At 71.0% G+C, this 16,046-nt stretch carries 17 protein-coding genes; 8 read left to right on the plus strand and 9 right to left on the minus strand.

Annotated elements, in window-relative coordinates; all coding sequences use genetic code 11:
- Positions 1–32: 32 nt before the first annotated feature.
- Together P1Y20_RS03310 and P1Y20_RS03315 are read left to right on the plus strand one after the other, a co-directional pair.
- A complete protein-coding gene (locus P1Y20_RS03310) occupies positions 33–1,841 on the plus strand; it encodes an SLC13 family permease (RefSeq protein ID WP_304449459.1) in 1,809 nt (602 codons plus the stop codon).
- Between the two features lie 73 nt (positions 1,842–1,914).
- A complete protein-coding gene (locus P1Y20_RS03315) occupies positions 1,915–2,343 on the plus strand; it encodes a DUF7539 family protein (protein WP_304447232.1) in 429 nt (142 codons plus the stop codon).
- A gap of 98 nt (positions 2,344–2,441) precedes the next feature.
- Here P1Y20_RS03315 and P1Y20_RS03320 read toward each other — a convergent pair whose 3' ends face one another.
- Positions 2,442–2,603, minus strand: coding sequence for a DUF5789 family protein (locus tag P1Y20_RS03320; protein WP_304447233.1), 162 nt, complete (start codon positions 2,601–2,603; stop codon positions 2,442–2,444).
- A gap of 69 nt (positions 2,604–2,672) precedes the next feature.
- Positions 2,673–2,882: a hypothetical protein gene (locus tag P1Y20_RS03325; RefSeq protein WP_304447234.1), complete on the minus strand. Its 210-nt coding sequence runs from the start codon at positions 2,880–2,882 to the stop codon at positions 2,673–2,675.
- A gap of 195 nt (positions 2,883–3,077) precedes the next feature.
- Between P1Y20_RS03325 and P1Y20_RS03330 the strand changes: the two genes are divergently transcribed.
- From P1Y20_RS03330 to P1Y20_RS03345, 4 genes are all read left to right on the plus strand, one after another.
- Complete coding sequence (locus P1Y20_RS03330) at positions 3,078–3,599, plus strand: J domain-containing protein (RefSeq protein WP_304447235.1); 522 nt, start codon at positions 3,078–3,080, stop codon at positions 3,597–3,599.
- 48 nt (positions 3,600–3,647) lie between these two features.
- The gene (locus P1Y20_RS03335; RefSeq protein ID WP_304447236.1) at positions 3,648–4,328 is read left to right on the plus strand and encodes a phosphoglycolate phosphatase; all 681 of its coding nucleotides are present in this window, start codon (positions 3,648–3,650) and stop codon (positions 4,326–4,328) included.
- An 80-nt stretch (positions 4,329–4,408) separates the two neighbouring features.
- On the plus strand, positions 4,409–6,019 hold the full coding sequence (locus tag P1Y20_RS03340) for a GTPBP1 family GTP-binding protein (RefSeq protein WP_304447237.1): 1,611 nt from the start codon (positions 4,409–4,411) through the stop codon (positions 6,017–6,019).
- Between the two features lie 60 nt (positions 6,020–6,079).
- Complete coding sequence (locus tag P1Y20_RS03345) at positions 6,080–6,319, plus strand: hypothetical protein (protein ID WP_304447238.1); 240 nt, start codon at positions 6,080–6,082, stop codon at positions 6,317–6,319.
- 5 nt (positions 6,320–6,324) lie between these two features.
- Here the strand turns inward: P1Y20_RS03345 and P1Y20_RS03350 are convergent, their stop codons facing one another.
- Genes P1Y20_RS03350 through P1Y20_RS03380 form a run of 7 tightly spaced genes read right to left on the minus strand, consistent with a single transcriptional unit; the run spans position 6,325 to position 14,599 of the window.
- On the minus strand, positions 6,325–6,837 hold the full coding sequence (locus tag P1Y20_RS03350; RefSeq protein WP_304447239.1) for a double winged helix-containing putative transcriptional regulator: 513 nt from the start codon (positions 6,835–6,837) through the stop codon (positions 6,325–6,327).
- Entirely contained in the window at positions 6,834–7,766 is a 933-nt protein-coding gene (mch, locus tag P1Y20_RS03355) for a methenyltetrahydromethanopterin cyclohydrolase (RefSeq protein WP_304447240.1), read from the minus strand. Before mch ends, P1Y20_RS03350 begins: the two co-directional genes overlap by 4 nt.
- A 53-nt stretch (positions 7,767–7,819) precedes the next feature.
- Positions 7,820–8,986 carry an iron-containing alcohol dehydrogenase family protein gene (locus P1Y20_RS03360; protein ID WP_304447241.1) on the minus strand — a complete coding sequence of 389 codons (1,167 nt, stop codon included), beginning with the start codon at positions 8,984–8,986 and terminating at the stop codon, positions 7,820–7,822.
- A gap of 38 nt (positions 8,987–9,024) precedes the next feature.
- Complete coding sequence (locus tag P1Y20_RS03365) at positions 9,025–10,281, minus strand: alkaline phosphatase family protein (RefSeq protein WP_304447242.1); 1,257 nt, start codon at positions 10,279–10,281, stop codon at positions 9,025–9,027.
- 41 nt (positions 10,282–10,322) lie between these two features.
- The gene (gene aroA / locus P1Y20_RS03370; protein WP_304447243.1) at positions 10,323–11,618 is read right to left on the minus strand and encodes a 3-phosphoshikimate 1-carboxyvinyltransferase; all 1,296 of its coding nucleotides are present in this window, start codon (positions 11,616–11,618) and stop codon (positions 10,323–10,325) included.
- A gap of 57 nt (positions 11,619–11,675) precedes the next feature.
- A complete protein-coding gene (locus P1Y20_RS03375; RefSeq protein WP_304447244.1) occupies positions 11,676–13,802 on the minus strand; it encodes a S9 family peptidase in 2,127 nt (708 codons plus the stop codon).
- Positions 13,803–13,855: 53 nt separating this feature from the next.
- Positions 13,856–14,599, minus strand: coding sequence for a sugar phosphate isomerase/epimerase family protein (locus P1Y20_RS03380; RefSeq protein ID WP_304447245.1), 744 nt, complete (start codon positions 14,597–14,599; stop codon positions 13,856–13,858).
- A gap of 89 nt (positions 14,600–14,688) precedes the next feature.
- On the opposite strand from P1Y20_RS03380, the gene udk reads away from it, so the two are divergent.
- Entirely contained in the window at positions 14,689–15,330 is a 642-nt protein-coding gene (gene udk / locus P1Y20_RS03385) for a uridine kinase (protein ID WP_304447246.1), read from the plus strand.
- Positions 15,331–15,403: 73 nt separating this feature from the next.
- Positions 15,404–15,658, plus strand: coding sequence for a hypothetical protein (locus tag P1Y20_RS03390; protein ID WP_304447247.1), 255 nt, complete (start codon positions 15,404–15,406; stop codon positions 15,656–15,658).
- The last annotated feature ends 388 nt before the right edge of the window (positions 15,659–16,046 follow it).

Here is a 16,046-nt window from a genome sequence, read left to right on the forward strand (position 1 = left end):
AGGGCGCGCCCTCGACGTCGGTGACGGCCGAGATGCTCGTCGTCTTCGCGCTCGTCCTCCTCGCGCTCGTACTGTTCGCCACCGAGCGGTTCCCCATCGACGTCACTGCCATCCTGATAATGGTCCTCTTGATGGTGCTCGAACCGTGGACGCAGGTCTCCGCCCGGGAGGGTATCTCGGGGTTCGCCAACCCGGCCACGATAACCGTCCTCGCCATGCTCATCCTGAGTACGGGCGTCAACCGGACCGGTATCGTCCAGCTCTTCGGTCGGAAGATGGCCGCGTTCGCGGGCACGGACAGGCGCAAGCAGCTGGCGGCGACGATCGGCGTCACCGGGCCGGTCTCGGGGTTCGTCAACAACACGCCGGTCGTCGCGATTCTGGTCCCGGTCATCAACGACCTCGCCCACGAGGGCAAGACCTCACCGTCGAAGCTCCTGATGCCGCTGTCGTTCGCTTCGATGCTCGGGGGGACGCTCACGCTCATCGGCACCTCCACCAACATCCTCGCCAGCGACATCGCGGCCCAGCTCGGCGCGGAGTCGCCCGGCCTCGGACTGGAGGCGTTCGGGATGTTCGAGTTCACGAAACTCGGCGTCGTCGTCTTCGCGGTCGGCTCCCTCTATCTGATGACGGTCGGCGTTCGTCTCCTCCCCGAACGGATTCCGGCCGAGGAGGACCTCGTCCAGGAGTACGCCCTCCAAGAGTACCTCGCGGACGTCGTTGTACCGGCGGACTCGTCGTTGATCGGGCAGACGGTCGAGGAGGCACTGGGCGACGACGACCTCGATATCGACGTGTTACAGCTGCTTCGAGACGGCGAATACTTCGCCGACCCGCTCGCTCGCAAGGAGATACGCGAGGGCGACACCCTCCGGCTCAGGACGAACCGTGAGACGCTCGAACGCATCATCGAAGCGGAGGGCCTCACGCTGGTAGGTAGTCCCCGGACCGAGGAGGACTTCCACCAGGACGGGGACGACCCCGTCCTCGTCGAGGTGGTCGTCCCCTCGGGGTCGTTCCTCGTCGGGGAGACCCTGGCGAGTTCGACGTTCCGACAGCGCTACGACGCGAACGTCCTCGCCTTCCGGACCCGAGGTGACGTCGTGCGAGACCGGTTCGAGGCAATCGGCATCCGCGTCGGCGACACCCTCCTCGTCCAGGCGCCGCCCGATAGCCTCACCCGCCTCGTCGAGAACGAGGACTTCATCGTCGCTCACGAGTTCGACGAGGTGTCCTACCGGAGCGAGAAGGTCCCGTTCGCCGTCGCCATCATCGCCGGCGTCGTCGCGCTCCCGGCGCTGAACGTCCTCCCCATCGTCGTCTCGGCATTGGCTGGGGTGGTGGCGATGGTCTTCACCGGCGTCCTCAAACCGACCGAACTCTACTCCTCCGTCGAGTGGAACGTCATCTTCCTGCTCGCGGGCGTCATCCCCCTCGGCATCGCCCTCCAGCAGACGGGGGCCGCCGCGTTGCTCGGGGACGCCGTCGCCTCGACGGCCACGTTCCTCCCCGCCATCGGTGTCCTCTGGGTGTTCTACCTCGCGACCGGCCTGTTGACGAGCGTCATCAGCAACAACGCGAGCGTCGTGCTGATGATACCCGTCGCGGCCAGCGCCGCCCAGTCCATCGACGCGAACGCGTTCGCGTTCGTCCTCGCCGTCACCTTCGCCGCCTCGACGGCGTTCATGACCCCCGTCGGCTACCAGACGAACCTCTTCGTCTACGGCCCGGGTGGCTACACGTTCTCTGACTTCATCCGCGTCGGCGCCCCCCTCCAGTTCCTGCTGTCGGTCGTGACGGTCCTCGGCATCGCGTTCTTCTGGGGGGTCCGCGCCTGAGTGGACCGGCCTCCCCACCGCGAACCGGGGACGTCGTGCGAACATTGATTCGCGTCGCCGTCCTCCTAGAGCTATGACCGAGTTTCCGGACGAGCGACAGCTCGTACTGCGGGCGCGCGCTCACCTAGAGGAGTGGACGAACAGTGCGCGGACGACAGTGTACGCCGAACTGTTCGAAGGCGACGAGTCGCTGCTCGGCGAGGACGACCTTCGGCTCCTCGACGCGCTCGACTCCGAACTGGAGCGAGGGGGTGGCGATGGGGTCTGGGGAACGGACCGGTACGGAATCCACGCGGCGGGCGGCTCGGGTTCGGACACCTCGCTCGGGGTGGTGTGCGTCTACCATCCACAGATAACCAAGGACTCCGTCCTTCGCGGGGGGGACGGGCTGGACGACGAGACCGAGGAGCGACTCAACGCCGCGCTCTGGACGTACAGCGAGCGCGTCGCCACGCTCGTCGAAGCCGAACTTGACGCGTTCGTCCGTCGGACCCAGTCCTGAGTCGGCGGCTGGGAGGTGTTCTATGGGTACAGTCGCGAGATGATGTCCAGAGCCAGCGGTTCCTGACCGTGCGACGAGTCCGTCCGGTCGCGTGCGTTTCAGCGATGTATCAGCCCCAGTATTCGGCTTCGAACGTCGTCCGCGGAGTCGTACGTCTGGTTCGCGGTCGGGGCGAGCACGTCACCGAGGGCTTCGGTCCCACTCCGCGTTTCGAGCGCGTCGTCGAGAGCGCCGAGACGACCACTCAGGTCGCCGTCCATCGGCCGGTCCTCGCTGGCACGGTTACGGACGGCCTCTACCGTTCGCCCCGGGGAGGTCGACGGGCGCGCTCAGAACTCGTAGGTGTCCACACCGTCCGGACCGTCACCCGGGACGGGGTCCTCCTCGCCGGTCGGTCGGCCGCCGGCCTCCTTCAGACAGTCGGTACACAACCCCGTCGGTCGGTCGTAGTGGTCCGCGCAGACGACCCGGCCGCAGCGGTCGCAGCCGTCGACCACCTCGTTCGTCTGGCAGAGTTCGCACAGTCCGGAGACGCTCATGCGGGGTGCTACCACGCGAGGTCGTAAAAGCGCGAGGGCTGCGGGTGCCATCTGCTCGTAGAGGGTTCTCCGGAGGATGCCGTCACAGCCCTCTTAGCTCGATATGCCAGCTACGATAGCTGTGCGGACCGCCCGGTTCGTGGGCGATTCGACCGCGGGCGAGAGGCTTACGGTGTCCGCGCGGTAACTCCCGGTGTGAATCGTCCGCGGCTCGTGTCGATGCTCACGTTCGTCTTCGCGGGGCTGGCGGCCTTCCTCGTGCTCGCCGGCCTCGCGTTCGAGCCGCTGCTGTTGCTCATCGCCGCCCCCTTCGCCGTCGTCGCCTACCTGATGTGGTACCAGTCCTCGGGGCGACTCGTCGAACGGCTGTACACCCGCGTCGAGCGACGCGCGCGCGTCGACGGGGAGTGGACGCCGCGCGAGGAGTGGGAGCGACGGGGTCGCGTCGGTGGGCCGGGGGCCGGTGCCGGCGGACGCGCCCGCCGCGGCCCCCGGACGAACGGCACCGGCCGGAGACGACGGCAGAACCCCTCCGGGAGCACGGGGCCGACGCGCCGCGAGGCCTCGCGCATCCTCGGCGTCTCGCCCGACGCCGACGAGCAGACCGTCCGCGACGCCTACCGCGAGAAGGTGAAGGCGACCCACCCCGACACGGCCGAGGGGAGCGAGGAGGCGTTCAAGCGCGTCAGCGCGGCCTACGACCGGCTCTCGGAGTAGTCGCGGACGCCCCGGTGACTTGATACGCCGGGCGGTCGGCCTCCCGGTATGCACCCCCCGCTCGCGGTCGACATCGACGGCACGCTGACCGACGACGCCCGGGCGCTCGACCCGCGCGTGGTCGACCCGCTCCGGTCGTGGCCCGCGCCGGTCGTCGTCGCCACGGGGAAGGCGCTGCCCTACCCGGTCGGCCTCTGCGAGTTCCTCGGCCTCCCCGTGCGCGTCATCGCGGAGAACGGCGGCGCGACCTACCTCGCGGACGACGACGACCTCACCTTCCACGGCGACCGCGAGGCGGCCCGGGCGGTCGTCGAGGCGTACCGCGACGCCGGCTACGACCTCGGGTGGGGCGCGGTCGACCTCGTCAACCGCTGGCGGGAGACGGAGGTCGCCGTCAACGTCGACCAGCCGCTCGACCCGCTGCGCGACGTCGCCGAGCGCCGCGGAATGCGCGTCTTCGACACGGGCTACGCGTACCACGTCACCACCCCCGACGTGGACAAGGGGGTGGCGCTCCGGTCGGTCGCCGAGCGCCTCGACTACGACCCCGCCCAGTTCGCCGCCGTCGGCGACTCCGAGAACGACGCCGGCATGCTCGACGTCGCGGGGACGTCGTTCGCGGTGGCGAACGCCGACGAGGCGGCGAAGGCGGCGGCGGGGGACGTGACCGAGGGGTCGTTCGCCGACGGGTTCCTCGAGGCGCTCGACCGGATTCGCGGCGCACGCTAGACGCTTCGACGCCGTCTCCCCAGTGCTACGTTCACACAAGGCGAGAACGCTTTTACCCGGTGAGTTGTTACCCCCTCTCAATGAGCCCTGACCGGGCCACGCTGGAGCGCGCGCTCGAACGTGGTGAGGAAGAGGGTGGCAGCGTCGAGTTCAAGGAACGACTCACGCGGAACGTCCACCTGGCCGACGGTCGCCTGGAGAGTCTGGCCGCACAACTTCGCCACCGCGTCCTCTCGGGGGACGGGGAGGCGACGTACGTCGTCGGCGTCACCGACGACGGGGGGCTGGCCGGCATCGCTCCCGACACCTTCTCCGAATCAATGGACGTCCTCTCGCTGCTAGCCGAGGAGGCCGGCGCGCACATCGAGGCGGTCCAGACCTGGGGCGTCGGCGAGCACGGCGACCGGGGCATCGTCGGCGTCGCCACCGTCCGCGAGGGCGCCATCCTCGACACCGACGACGAGCACATCGTCGTCGGGACGGCGGGCCACGTCGACCACGGCAAGAGCACGCTCGTCGGCTCGCTCGTCACCGGCCAACCCGACGACGGCGAGGGCGGTACCCGCGGCTTCCTCGACGTCCAGCCCCACGAGGTCGAACGCGGCCTCTCGGCGGACCTCTCCTACGGCGTCTACGGCTTCACCGGCGAAGGGCCGCTCCGGACGTCGAACCCCCACCGGAAGGCGGACCGCGCACGTATCGTCGAGGACGCGGAGCGCGTCGTCTCGTTCGTCGACACCGTCGGCCACGAACCGTGGCTCCGGACCACGATTCGGGGACTGGTCGGCCAGAAACTCGACTACGGCCTGCTCGTCGTCGCCGCGGACGACGGCCCGACGAAGACGACCCGCGAGCACCTCGGCATCCTCCTCGCGACGGAGTTGCCCACCATCGTCGCCATCACGAAGGCCGACATGGTGAGCGAGGAGCGCGTCGCCACGGTCGAGCGCGAGGTCGAACGCCTGCTGCGCGACGTCGGCAAGGCCCCGCTCCGCGTCGAGCGCCACGGCGTCGACGCGGCCGTCGAGGAGACGAACGAGCAGGTCGTCCCCGTCGTCACCACGAGCGCGGTGACGATGCAGGGGCTCTCGACCCTCGACGAACTATTCGAGCGCCTGCCGAAGACGGCCGACGGCGCCGGCGAGTTCTCCATGTACATCGACCGCACCTACTCGGTGACGGGCGTCGGCGCCGTCGCCTCGGGGACCGTCCGCACGGGCGAGGTGGAAGCCGGCGACGAACTCCTGCTCGGCCCGATGCCGGACGGGTCGTACCGGCCCGTCGAGGTGCGCTCCATCGAGATGCACTACCATCGGGTCGACGAGGCGAAGGCCGGCCGCATCGTCGGTATCGCCCTCAAGGGCGTCCGCGAGAGCGACATCGAGCGCGGGATGGTACTCGTCCCCCGCGGCTCCGACCCCCCCGCAGTCCGCGAGTTCGAGGCGGAGGTGATGGTGCTCAACCACCCGACGCGCATCGGCGACGGCTACGAACCCGTCGTCCACGTCGAGACGGTGAGCGAGGCGGCCGTGTTCGCCCCGGAGGGCGGCCAGCTCCTCCCCGGCGACACGGGCACCGCCCGCGTCCGATTCAAGTTCCGCCCCTACCTCGTCGAGGCGGGCCAGCGCTTCGTCTTCCGCGAGGGACAGAGCAAGGGCGTCGGGACGGTCACGCGCGTCGTTCAGGAGTGACACAGCGCCGCCGAGGGGTGCGGTGACGCGATTTAAGGTCGTGCCGACCCTAGGCGGACCATGCAACTCTCGGACGTCGGACGCCGTGTGCGGGAGGTCGACGACTCCCTCAGCGAACAGCAGAAGTTCCGCGGCGGGGGCCTGCTCATCCTGGGCGGCGCCGCGCTCGTCGCGCTGCTCGCGTTCGTCCCGCTCGACTCCGTCTCGCTGCAGGCCATCCTCGCCACGATGGGCGTGGCGATGATGGTCGTCGGGACGCTCTCGGTCGGCACGTCCGGCCGGCGCGAACGGCCGGTGTAGGGGGACTACTCGGCCGCCCGGTAGCGCGGCGCCTCGTCCTCCCCTTCGTCCGCCGCCTCGACCCGCGTCGCGAGGTCGAGGACGACGGCCCACTCGAGAATCCGTTCGACGCGCTCGCGCCAGACGCGCTCCCAGTCGGTGCGGCGGCTGCGTTCCCAGCGCGGTATCGTCTCTCGGACGCGCCCGTAGGCCGCCGCCGGGGTGAGCGGTTCCTTTGACGTCGCCAGCGCGTCGAGGACGGTCGACGCCCCGTGGATTCGCTCGCGGAACGCCCGCGCCAGGTCCTCGTCCGTGAGGTCGGCGCGGGTCTGGTAGAACTTCCCGTCGGACTCGGCGAGGAGGCCGAGCGCCCGCAGGAACGTGAGCCACTCGCGAGCGGCGTCGCGGGACGGGAGGCCGGCGTCGGCCATCAGCCGTGCACAGCAGTCGTCCTCGGTGCCGGGGACGAGCGGGAGCGTCCGGGCGGCCTCCCGGACGAACGACAGCGGGCGCGGCTCGGGGACGACCTTGAACTTCACAGTCCGAAACTCGACGCGAGGAGGTCCTCGTCCGTCCGGCCGAGCGAGCGGGTGGGGCCGCCGACGACGTCGACGGTCACCTGTGCGGGCGCGAAGACGCTCTCGGGTACCTCGTAGAAGTCCCAGTCGACGTCGTCGAACACCTGGGCGAACGGCGTGCCGTACTCCTCGCGTGCGCTCGACGGCACCTCGTCGAACGCGTCGAAGTCGCTCTCGGCGGTGAGGTGGACCTGCGCGCCGTAGGCGAGCGCGTCGTTCGTGCGGGCGATGGCCGCCTCCTCATCGGCGGCGACGGGGGCGACGGGGGACCTGGCCGTCGCGGTGAGCAGGTCGAGCGGGTCGAATCCGAGTTCGAAACAGCGCCAGACGGCGAGTTCGGCCGCCCGCGCGGCGGTCGTCACGCTTCCCACGATGCTCGCCGTCGGGTACGTCGGCAGGACGACGCTCTCGGGGGAGACGTCGCAGCGCTCGGCGACGTGCTCCGCGACGGCCTCGTCCGGGAGGACGTCGGACTCGACCGAGAGGACGGCGAACTCGAAGGCGTCGGCGTAGCCCAGTTGTCGGTACTCCTCCTCCTCGGCGACGAGCGCGCGGGCGGGGCCGCTCCCGAGCGCCTCGTAGCCGTCGACCGTGAGTTCCCAGCCGGCCTTCTGCGCGCAGAGCAGCGCGAGCGCCGGGTGGTCGGTCGAGAAGTCGACGACCGGACGCGGCGCGCCCGCCACGTCGTCCATCGAACTGGCGACCGTCGCGAGGCCGGCGCTCTGTATCTCCGCGAGCAGCAGGCCGGCCTCGATGCCGCCGAGCGCCTCGACGCCGAAGTCGATGACGCGCGCGCCGTTGTCGAGTTCGAACGCCTCGATGGCGAGTTCGTCGGCGAAGTCGAGCGCCTCGTCGACGAGGTCGAGCGCCATCCGGTTGAGACTCTCCATACCCCGAATTGCGCGGTTTCGGCTAAAGGGTTTACCAGTCGCGCCGACCGCCCCTACCAGGCGTCGTCGAGCGTCTCGCGGACGGCCGCGCGCGACGGTCCGTACCCCTCGGGCCCGTTCTCGAACAGCGCGTCCTCGCGGGTGAGTCGGGCGACGTCGTCCAGCGCGTCGCGCTCGACGCCGTCGAGGTCGCGCAGGCGCGACGGCAGGTCGAGGCCGTCGCGGACCCGTTCGACCTCGCTGACGACCCCCTCGGCGTCGTCGACGCCGAACGCCGTCGCCAGCAGGTCGCGCCGACCGTCGACCGTCGCGAAGACGTCGCGGAGGACGTGCGGGACCATCACGGCGTGCGCGAGGCCCTGCTGGACGCCCGCCCGCCGCCGGAGCCCGTGACCGTAGGCGTGGACGACGCCGAGTTTCATCCCGTCGATGACGGAGACGCCGTACTGACAGCAGACGACGCCCGCGACCGCCGCGTCCATCGCCGCCGCCGACTCGTCCATGCGCGGGAGGGCGTCGGCGAGCAACGAGAGGCCGCGACTCGCCGTCCCGTCGGTCAGCGGGGTCGAGTGCCGCGAGAGGACCGCTTCGAGGCCCTTGTCGAAGCCGTTCATCGCGGAGCCGGCGAGGACGGACCGGGGCGTCGTCTCGAAGAGCGCGGGGTCGTAGAACAGCCCCTCCGGGAGCAGGTCGCTCCGTCCGAGCCCGCCGCTCGTTCGCCCCTCCTCGGTCGGGAGGCTCACGCCCGCGATGGGCGAGAGGTCGGCGCCCGCGAGCGTCGTCGGGACCGCGAACAGCGGCGGCAGGGGAGCGCTCTCGGCCGGGAGGTCGACCCGGCCCGTCTCGCGGATGGCGTCGAGCGACTGCCCCGTCACCGCGAGGACGCGGATGGCCGTCGCCACGTCGAGGCTGCTCCCGCCCCCCAGCGCGACGAGCGCGTCGGCCTCGTGCTCGCGCATCGCGGCGACCCCCTCGACGGCCGTCTCGATGCGTTTCTCGGGCGTCGTCTCCGCGAAGACGCCGGCGAGTCGGTCGCCGAGGCCCTCCCGGACGGGGCCGACGACGGCCTCGGTCGTGCCGACGGTGCGTCCGGCGACGACGAGCGCGCGTTCCGCACCGCGGTCGGCGAGCGCTTCACCGAGGCCGGCGACGCAGTCGCGCCCGAAGTGGATGGCCCCGGGGTCGTAGTCGAAGACGAACGGCGCGGGTGGTGTCGTCATACCGCGCCGTTCTCGGGGACGACGCAAAACCGTTCCCGTCAGGGGTAGAGGTCGTCGAGGCGGCCCGCGGCGAACGGGACGAGCATCTCGTCGGGGTGGAGGCCGCCGTGCATCCCGACGAACCGCAGTTGCGCGCCGGGGTACCAGACGCCCAGGTCGTGTGGCACCGCGAGCAGGTCGGGGGCGCGACGCTCGAAGCGCTCTGTCGGAACCCGGTCGCCGAAGAGGTCCCGCGCCCGCCACGCCTCGCGGTCCAACAGCGTCGCGTCGAGCGAGGAGAGCGCCTCGCGCGCCGCCTCGTGGTGGCCGTCCCCGAGGTGTAGCTGCACGTTCCGTGGCCCGCCGAGCGCCTGCAGGGGCGTCCCGTCGGGGCGGCGCCGGAGGTGCGCGTCGAGTGCGAACCCGTCGAGGTCGACGTTCCGGTCGGGGTCGGTGTCGACGTGGCCGTGGTCCGCCGTCACGACCAGCAGCGTCTCCCGCGTCGTCTCGCGGTCGAGACGGTCGAGTTCGCGCTCTAGCGCGGCCGAGAGGTCCGAAAGCGTCGCGCGATAGGCGTCCGAGCGGGTGCCCGCCTCGTGGGCGACCGTGTCGAGGTCGGGGACGTACGCGAGGAGGTAGGTGGGGTCGGTCGCCCCTTTGAGTACCCGTCGGAGCGCGCGGGCCATCCCCTCGACGTCGTCGTAGGGCGCGTTCTCCGCGCCCCGGTTGGCCCGCGCCGAGTACGCCGACGCGCCGATTCCCCGCGGTTGCAGGAGGCGACAGTCCACCCCGGGTGCGGCGCGCTCGTAGACCGTCTCGCCGTCGAGCAGGTGCGAGGCGTCGATACCGGGGTGCGCCTCGGGCGCGGGCGTCCCGTCGAGCGTCGTGAACGGGAGCGTCCGGAGGACGGCGTCGAACGCCTCCACGTAGCCGAACCACCCCAGTAGGCCGTGCTCGGCAGGTTGACGGCCGGTGTGCATCGTCGACATCGCGGCGGCCGTCTCGGAGGGGTAGACGCTCGTGAGCGGGGTGACCGTCCCGCGCTCGCTCATCCGCGCGAAGAACTGGTGGTCGGCGTGCTCGCGGCGCCACTGGCGGTAGCCGAACCCGTCGACCAGCAGGACGACGACGTGGCGTGCGGCCGTCTCGACGCCCGAGAAGACGTCGTCGGGGAGCGGACGGCGGACGTCCCCGCCGACGAGCGACAGCACGGTGTCGGGGACGTTCGCGAAGCAGTAGTCCCCGTAGGCGGGGAGGACCGTGCGCTCGTCCGCCCCGCGCGAGCGGAGGTCGGCGGCGACGTCGTGGCGGAACATGGTCCGAGGTGGCGTCCCCGGGACGAAGAACTTGGGATGGGTCAGTCGACGCGGTGGACGTCCGCGCCGAGGCCGGCGAGCGCGTCGAAGAAGTCCGGGAAGGAGACGTCGACGTGTTCGGCCCCCTCGACCGTCGTCTCGCCGTCGGCGACGAGCCCCGCGACCGACAGCGCCATGACGATGCGGTGGTCGTGGTAGCCCTCGACGCGCGCGCCCCGGAGGTCGGAGTCGTCCCCGTGGACGACGAGTTCGTCCTCGCGTTCGGTCACCGCGGCGCCCAGTTTCTCCAGTTCGGTCGCCATCGCGGCCACCCGGTCGGTCTCCTTGTAGCGGACGTGCTCGCAGTTGACGATGCGGGTGTCGCCCCCGGCGGCCGCGCCGAGCGTCGCGAGCGTGGGCAGCAGGTCGGGCGTGTCGCCGACGTCCACCTCGACGCCGGAGAGCGCGGCGCGCGTGACGGTGAGTTCGCCCGCGTCGCGGTCCCACTCGACGGTCGCGCCCATCCGCCGGAGCACGTCGACGATGGCGGCGTCACCCTGCGCGCTCGGCTGGGCCCCCTCGACGACGACGGAGCGCCCCTCGTCGGCCGCGAGCGCACCCGCCGCGAGCAGGTAGGAGATGGAGGAGAAGTCGCCGGGGACGGCGTAGCGCTCGGCGCGGTAGGACTGCCCGCCGGGGACGGCGAATCCACGCCCCGTGCGCTCGGCCTCGACGCCGAACGCCTCCAGCACTTCGAGGGTGATGTCGACGTAGGGGGCCGACTTCAGTTCGGTCTCCAGGTCGACGTCGATACCCTCCTCGGTGACCGCCCCGGCCATCAGGAGGGCGGTGACGTACTGCGAGGAGACGTCGCCGGGGATGGAGACGCCTCCGCCACCGGTCGAGTCGCCGACGACGAGCGGCGCCTGGCCGTTGTCGCGGGTGCTCTCGGCCCGTCCGCCCAGTTGCCGAACGGCGTCGAGCAGCGGCCCCTGCGGGCGCGAGCGGAGCGAGTCGTCGCCCGTGAGGACGGTCAGTCCGGGGGCGAGCGCCCCCGTCGCCGTCACCAGACGCATGGTCGTCCCGCTGTTGGCGCAGTCGATGACGTCGTCGGGGGTGTCCGGCCGGCCGTCGAACCCCTCGACGTCGAGGTACTCCTCGGCGCGGTCGCGGTCGACGCGCCCGCCGTAGGCCTCGACGGCGCGCATCGTCGCGCGCGTGTCGGCGCTCACGAGCGGGTGTTCGACGCGCGCGCCGTCGGCGTAGCCGGCGGCGAGGATGGCGCGGTGGGTGTAGCTCTTCGAGGGCGGGGCCCGGACCCGGCCGGCGACGGACGACCGGGCGATGCGTGCGTCCATGCCTCGGCCTCGGAGTGCCCCGGTATCAGGGTTCCGGCGTGGGCAGGTTTCCCCGTCTCACGCCGCGGTCCGGTCACCCGTCTCGGTCGCCGGGTCGTGCGTCTCGAACCAGTCGGCCAGCGTCCGCAGACGGTGGACGGCGCGCTCGGGGTCCTCGATGGCGTGGTGTTCGCCCTGGTAGACGACGAGTTTCGCGGGGACGCCGCGCTTCCGGAGGCTGACGTAGAGCTGTTCGGACTGCGTCGGCGGGCAGCGCCAGTCCTCCTCCCCGGCGGTGAGGAGGAGCGGCGTCTCGATGGCGTCGACGTCGGGCAGCGAGGAGGCCTCGCGGTAGCCCCCGGGGTTCTCCCACGGGAGGCCGAAGTCCGACTCCAGCCAGTTGTGACAGTCGTCGGTGCCGAACGAGGAGGCGAGGTCGTAGATGCCGTGCTCGGCCGCGCCCGCCGCGAAGCGGTCCGTCCGCGTGAGGACGTACGCCGTGTTGATACCGCCCTGCGAGAAGCCCGTGACGAACAGCCGGTCGGGGTCGGCCCAGCCTTCTTCGACGAGGTGGTCGGTCCCGGCGAGCAGGTCGTCGACCTCGAGCGTGTTCCAGCGCCCCCGCAGCGCCTCGGAGAAGGCCCGCCCGTAGGAGGTGCTCCCACGGTAGTTGACGCGGAAGACGACGTAGCCGCGACTCGTCCAGAAGGCGGCGTCGAAGTCCCACCCCGGCTGGTCGTAGGCCATCGGCCCGCCGTGGATATCGAGGAGCAGCGGTCTGGGGTCGGGCGCGTCGGGGTCGAAGTCGGTGGGATAGAGAGCGATGCCCTCGACGCGCTGGTCGCCGCTGTCGAACGCGACGCGGCGGGCGCGGTGGCCCGCCCGCCCCTCGAAGAAGCACGTGTTGAGCGCCGTGAGTCGCGTCGGGTCGGGGTCGTCGTCAAGCGCGTCGGCCGCCAGCGCGTGGAGGTCGGTCCCCGCCGCGGCGTGCGAGCGCGCGACGACGACGGTCCCGTCGCCGGCGTCGAACTTCGTCACCGACTCGTCGCGCGACTGCGCCCGATAGGTGCGTTCCAGCGTGCCCTCGCGGTCGGCGCGAGCGAGCCGCGTCCACCCCTCGTCGGCGAGCGTCGCGAGGAGCGACCGGTCGTCGAGCCACGCCGGGTCGTCCCAGCCGAGCGTCCGGTCGAGGCCGGCGGCGAGCGACCGGCGCTCGCCCGACGCGTCGAGGACCTGCAACTCGTCCGGCCGGTACGGGTTCTCGGGGTCGCCAGCGCGGACCGCGAGGTGCGTCCCGCTCGGGTTCCACGTAAGGCCGGCGAAGGCCCACCCGCCGTCGGTGAGCCGCGTCGGGTCGCCGCCGGCCGGGTCGACGAGGTAGACGTCGCGCTCGTAGGTGTCGTCGGGGCGCTCGCTCTCGTAGGCCAGGAACGCGATGCGGTCGTCGCCCCCCCAGCGCGGCTGACGTCCCGACTGCATCTCGCCCGCGCCCGGTTCGAACCCGGTCGCGTCGAGGCGTCGTTCCTTCCCTGCGTCGGGGTCGACGACGAACAGGTAGGTCCGGACGTCGTCGAGCCACCCCGCGCCGTCGGCCTTGTGCTGGAGGCGGTCGACCTCGATGGGGCCGCCCGCCTCGCGGCGCTCCAGGGCCTCGCGCTGGTCGTCCGTGGGGTCGCGCGCGGCGACGACGAGACGCTCCCCGTCGGGCGACCAGTCGTAGTCGGCGACGCCGTGCGGGCGGTCCGTCAACTGTCTCGCGTCGCCGCCACGCGAGAGGTCGAACGCCCAGACCTGCGTCTCGTCTTCGCCATCGTCACCATCCTCGTCGTCACCGCTGTCTTCGCCGTCTGTTCCCTCTATGTTGTCTTGGCCATCATTGCCGTCTATGCTCTCTGTGATTAGTCCGCCGTCGTCCGAGCCGATGCGACGCTCGGCGTCGCGCTCGCGGACCGCGAGGAAGGCGAGTTTCGTGCCGTCGGGCGACCACTTCGGGGCGCTCGCGTCGGAGGCACGCGTGAGGCGGTGCGGGTCCTCGCTCCCGTCGGTCGGGACGACCAGCAGGGAGGTACGTCGCTCGTCGGCGTCGGGGTCGCACTCCCGGGCGAGGAACGCGACGCGCTCGCCGCCGGGCGAGACGGCGAGGTCCGTGACCTGTGTAACGTCGTAGAGGGCCTCCGGCGCCAGCGGAGGTGAATCGGGGTCCATGGCGTGGCGTGCGCGGACGACCCGGATACCGGTTCCGGTCCGGTGAATCGTGGCTACTCGCCGGCGAGCAACCGGTCGAGTTCCTGCGCGCCGTGCGCGAGCGAGTCGAGGGGGTCCTCCGGGTCGTCGTACTCGTAGACGAACCACTCACAGCCCGCGTCTCGGGCCGCCTCGACGCAGGCGGGGAGGTCGACGCGCCCGGTGCGGAGTTCCGCGCAGTTCCCGTCGCCATCGACGTCGGTGACGTGCAGCAGGGGGACCCGCGAACCGAACCGACGGACGACGGTCGCGGGGTCGTAGCCGGCCGCCGCGGCCCACCCGAGGTCGAGTTCGAAGTCCACGCCGGCCGTCGCGGGGACGAGAAGCGAGAACGCGCTCGCGGCCCCGACGTCGGCGAACTCGCCCGTGTGGTTGTGATAGAGCAGGTCCGCGTCGGTTCCCCGGAGGTCGGCGGCGAGGTCCGAGAGCCGAACCGCGGTCCGGTAGGTCTCGGTTCGCGTCGCGAACGACGCCGGGTCGAGCCACGGGACGACGAGCCGCGAACAGTCGAGTTCGCTCCACCGTTCGGCCAGCGCGACGGGGTCGGCTTCGAGCGCCTCGCAGTCGACGTGCGCGCCGACCACCTCCAGCCCCGTGCGGTCGAGCGTCGCGGCGGTCTCCTCGCCGATATCCGCGACCGGGGTGGCGAACTCGACGCCGTCGTATCCGGCGTCGGCGACGCGGTCGAGGAGGGTCGGGAGCGGCTCGTCGAGCTCGCGGAGCGTGTAGAGCTGAATCGCGGTCTTCGGGGCGGCCATGGAAGGGGGTCGGCCGACGGGAGTATAACGAGTGGGGCAGCCGGGACGATTCCGTAGATTCAAGCGTGCCCGTCCGGAGTGTGGGGTAGATGACGCGACCCTCGTTCGTTATCGGCATCGCGGGAGGGACGGGCGCGGGCAAGACGGCCGTCGCGCGCGAGGTGAAGGAGTCGGTGGGCGAACCGGTCACTCGCATCCCGCTCGACAACTACTACCGCGACCTCTCGCACCTCCCGTTCGAGGAGCGCCAGGAGGTCAACTACGACCACCCTTCGGCGTTCGAGTGGGACCTGCTGGCCGACCACCTCGCCGCCCTCCTGCGCGGCGAGACCGTCGAGATGCCGCAGTACGACTTCAGCGCCCACAACCGGCGCGAGGAGACGGTGACGGTCGAGCCGACGCCGGTCGTCGTCGTCGAGGGCATCCTCTCGCTGTACGAGGAACGCGTCCGCGACCTGATGGACCTCTGCGTCTACGTCCAGACGGACGCCGACGTGCGCATCCTCCGACGCATCCAGCGCGACGTCATCGAGCGCGGGCGCGGACTGGAGGGCGTGATGGACCAGTACCTCTCGACGGTGAAACCCATGCACGAGCAGTTCATCGAACCGACGAAGAAACACGCCGACGTCATCATCCCCGAGGGGCTGAACCGCTCGGCGGTCGACCTGCTCATCAAGAAGATTCACGCCGAACTCCGCGAACACGACGACCCCGTCCTCGAAGCCTGAGTCCCTCCCCTCGCTCGGCGATGGTCTCGACAGCGATTACGAGCCGTCTGACCAGCTAGAGGCCACGAGCCACGTGGGCGAGAGCGAACCACAGCAGGACTGCCCTCTCGACGAGGAGGGCGTGGAGGAACGTCGCGAGGACGACGACGAGACCGGCGACGAACGCGACTCCTCCCCGACGTTCTCGCCGGAACGCGTTACGGACACGTCTCTCCCGTCACTGTACTCGGGCATGAAAATCCTCGTCGACCGACTACCCTCCAGTGGAGAAGCGTCGGCGGGAAGCGGTCGGAAGGAGACCGCACGCCCACTATCGGCGAGCGGGTAAAGAGCGCGGTGGCTAGGATACCGGGGTGTCGCGCCGTCGACCACCCGGGATTGCCTGAAGCGCCACCGTAAGGCGTTCTCGGAGCGAGACACCCGGTTCGGTTCCGCGCTCGTTACAGGAGAATCCTAGAAGAACCTTATACAGGGCAGAGCTCCCCTTTGGAAACTAGTCCCAACGCGACAAACGTTTAATTACGTCCGGTCGTCATATCTGTCTGTCATGCCCGAAACCGACCACGAAGCGGAGTCCGACGCCGCACAGGCGGAAGACGACGACACACTCGACTTCCCGACGCCGGGCGGCCTCCGCGGCCTGTAGCGCGACCAGCGGTTCTCTCTCGACGCGGGGGGACTCCCCCGCATCCGTACGCAGTCGTGAGCGGTCGGTC

Source organism: Halomarina ordinaria (assembly GCF_030553305.1).
In the GTDB taxonomy this organism is placed as follows: Archaea; Halobacteriota; Halobacteria; order Halobacteriales; family Haloarculaceae; genus Halomarina; species Halomarina ordinaria.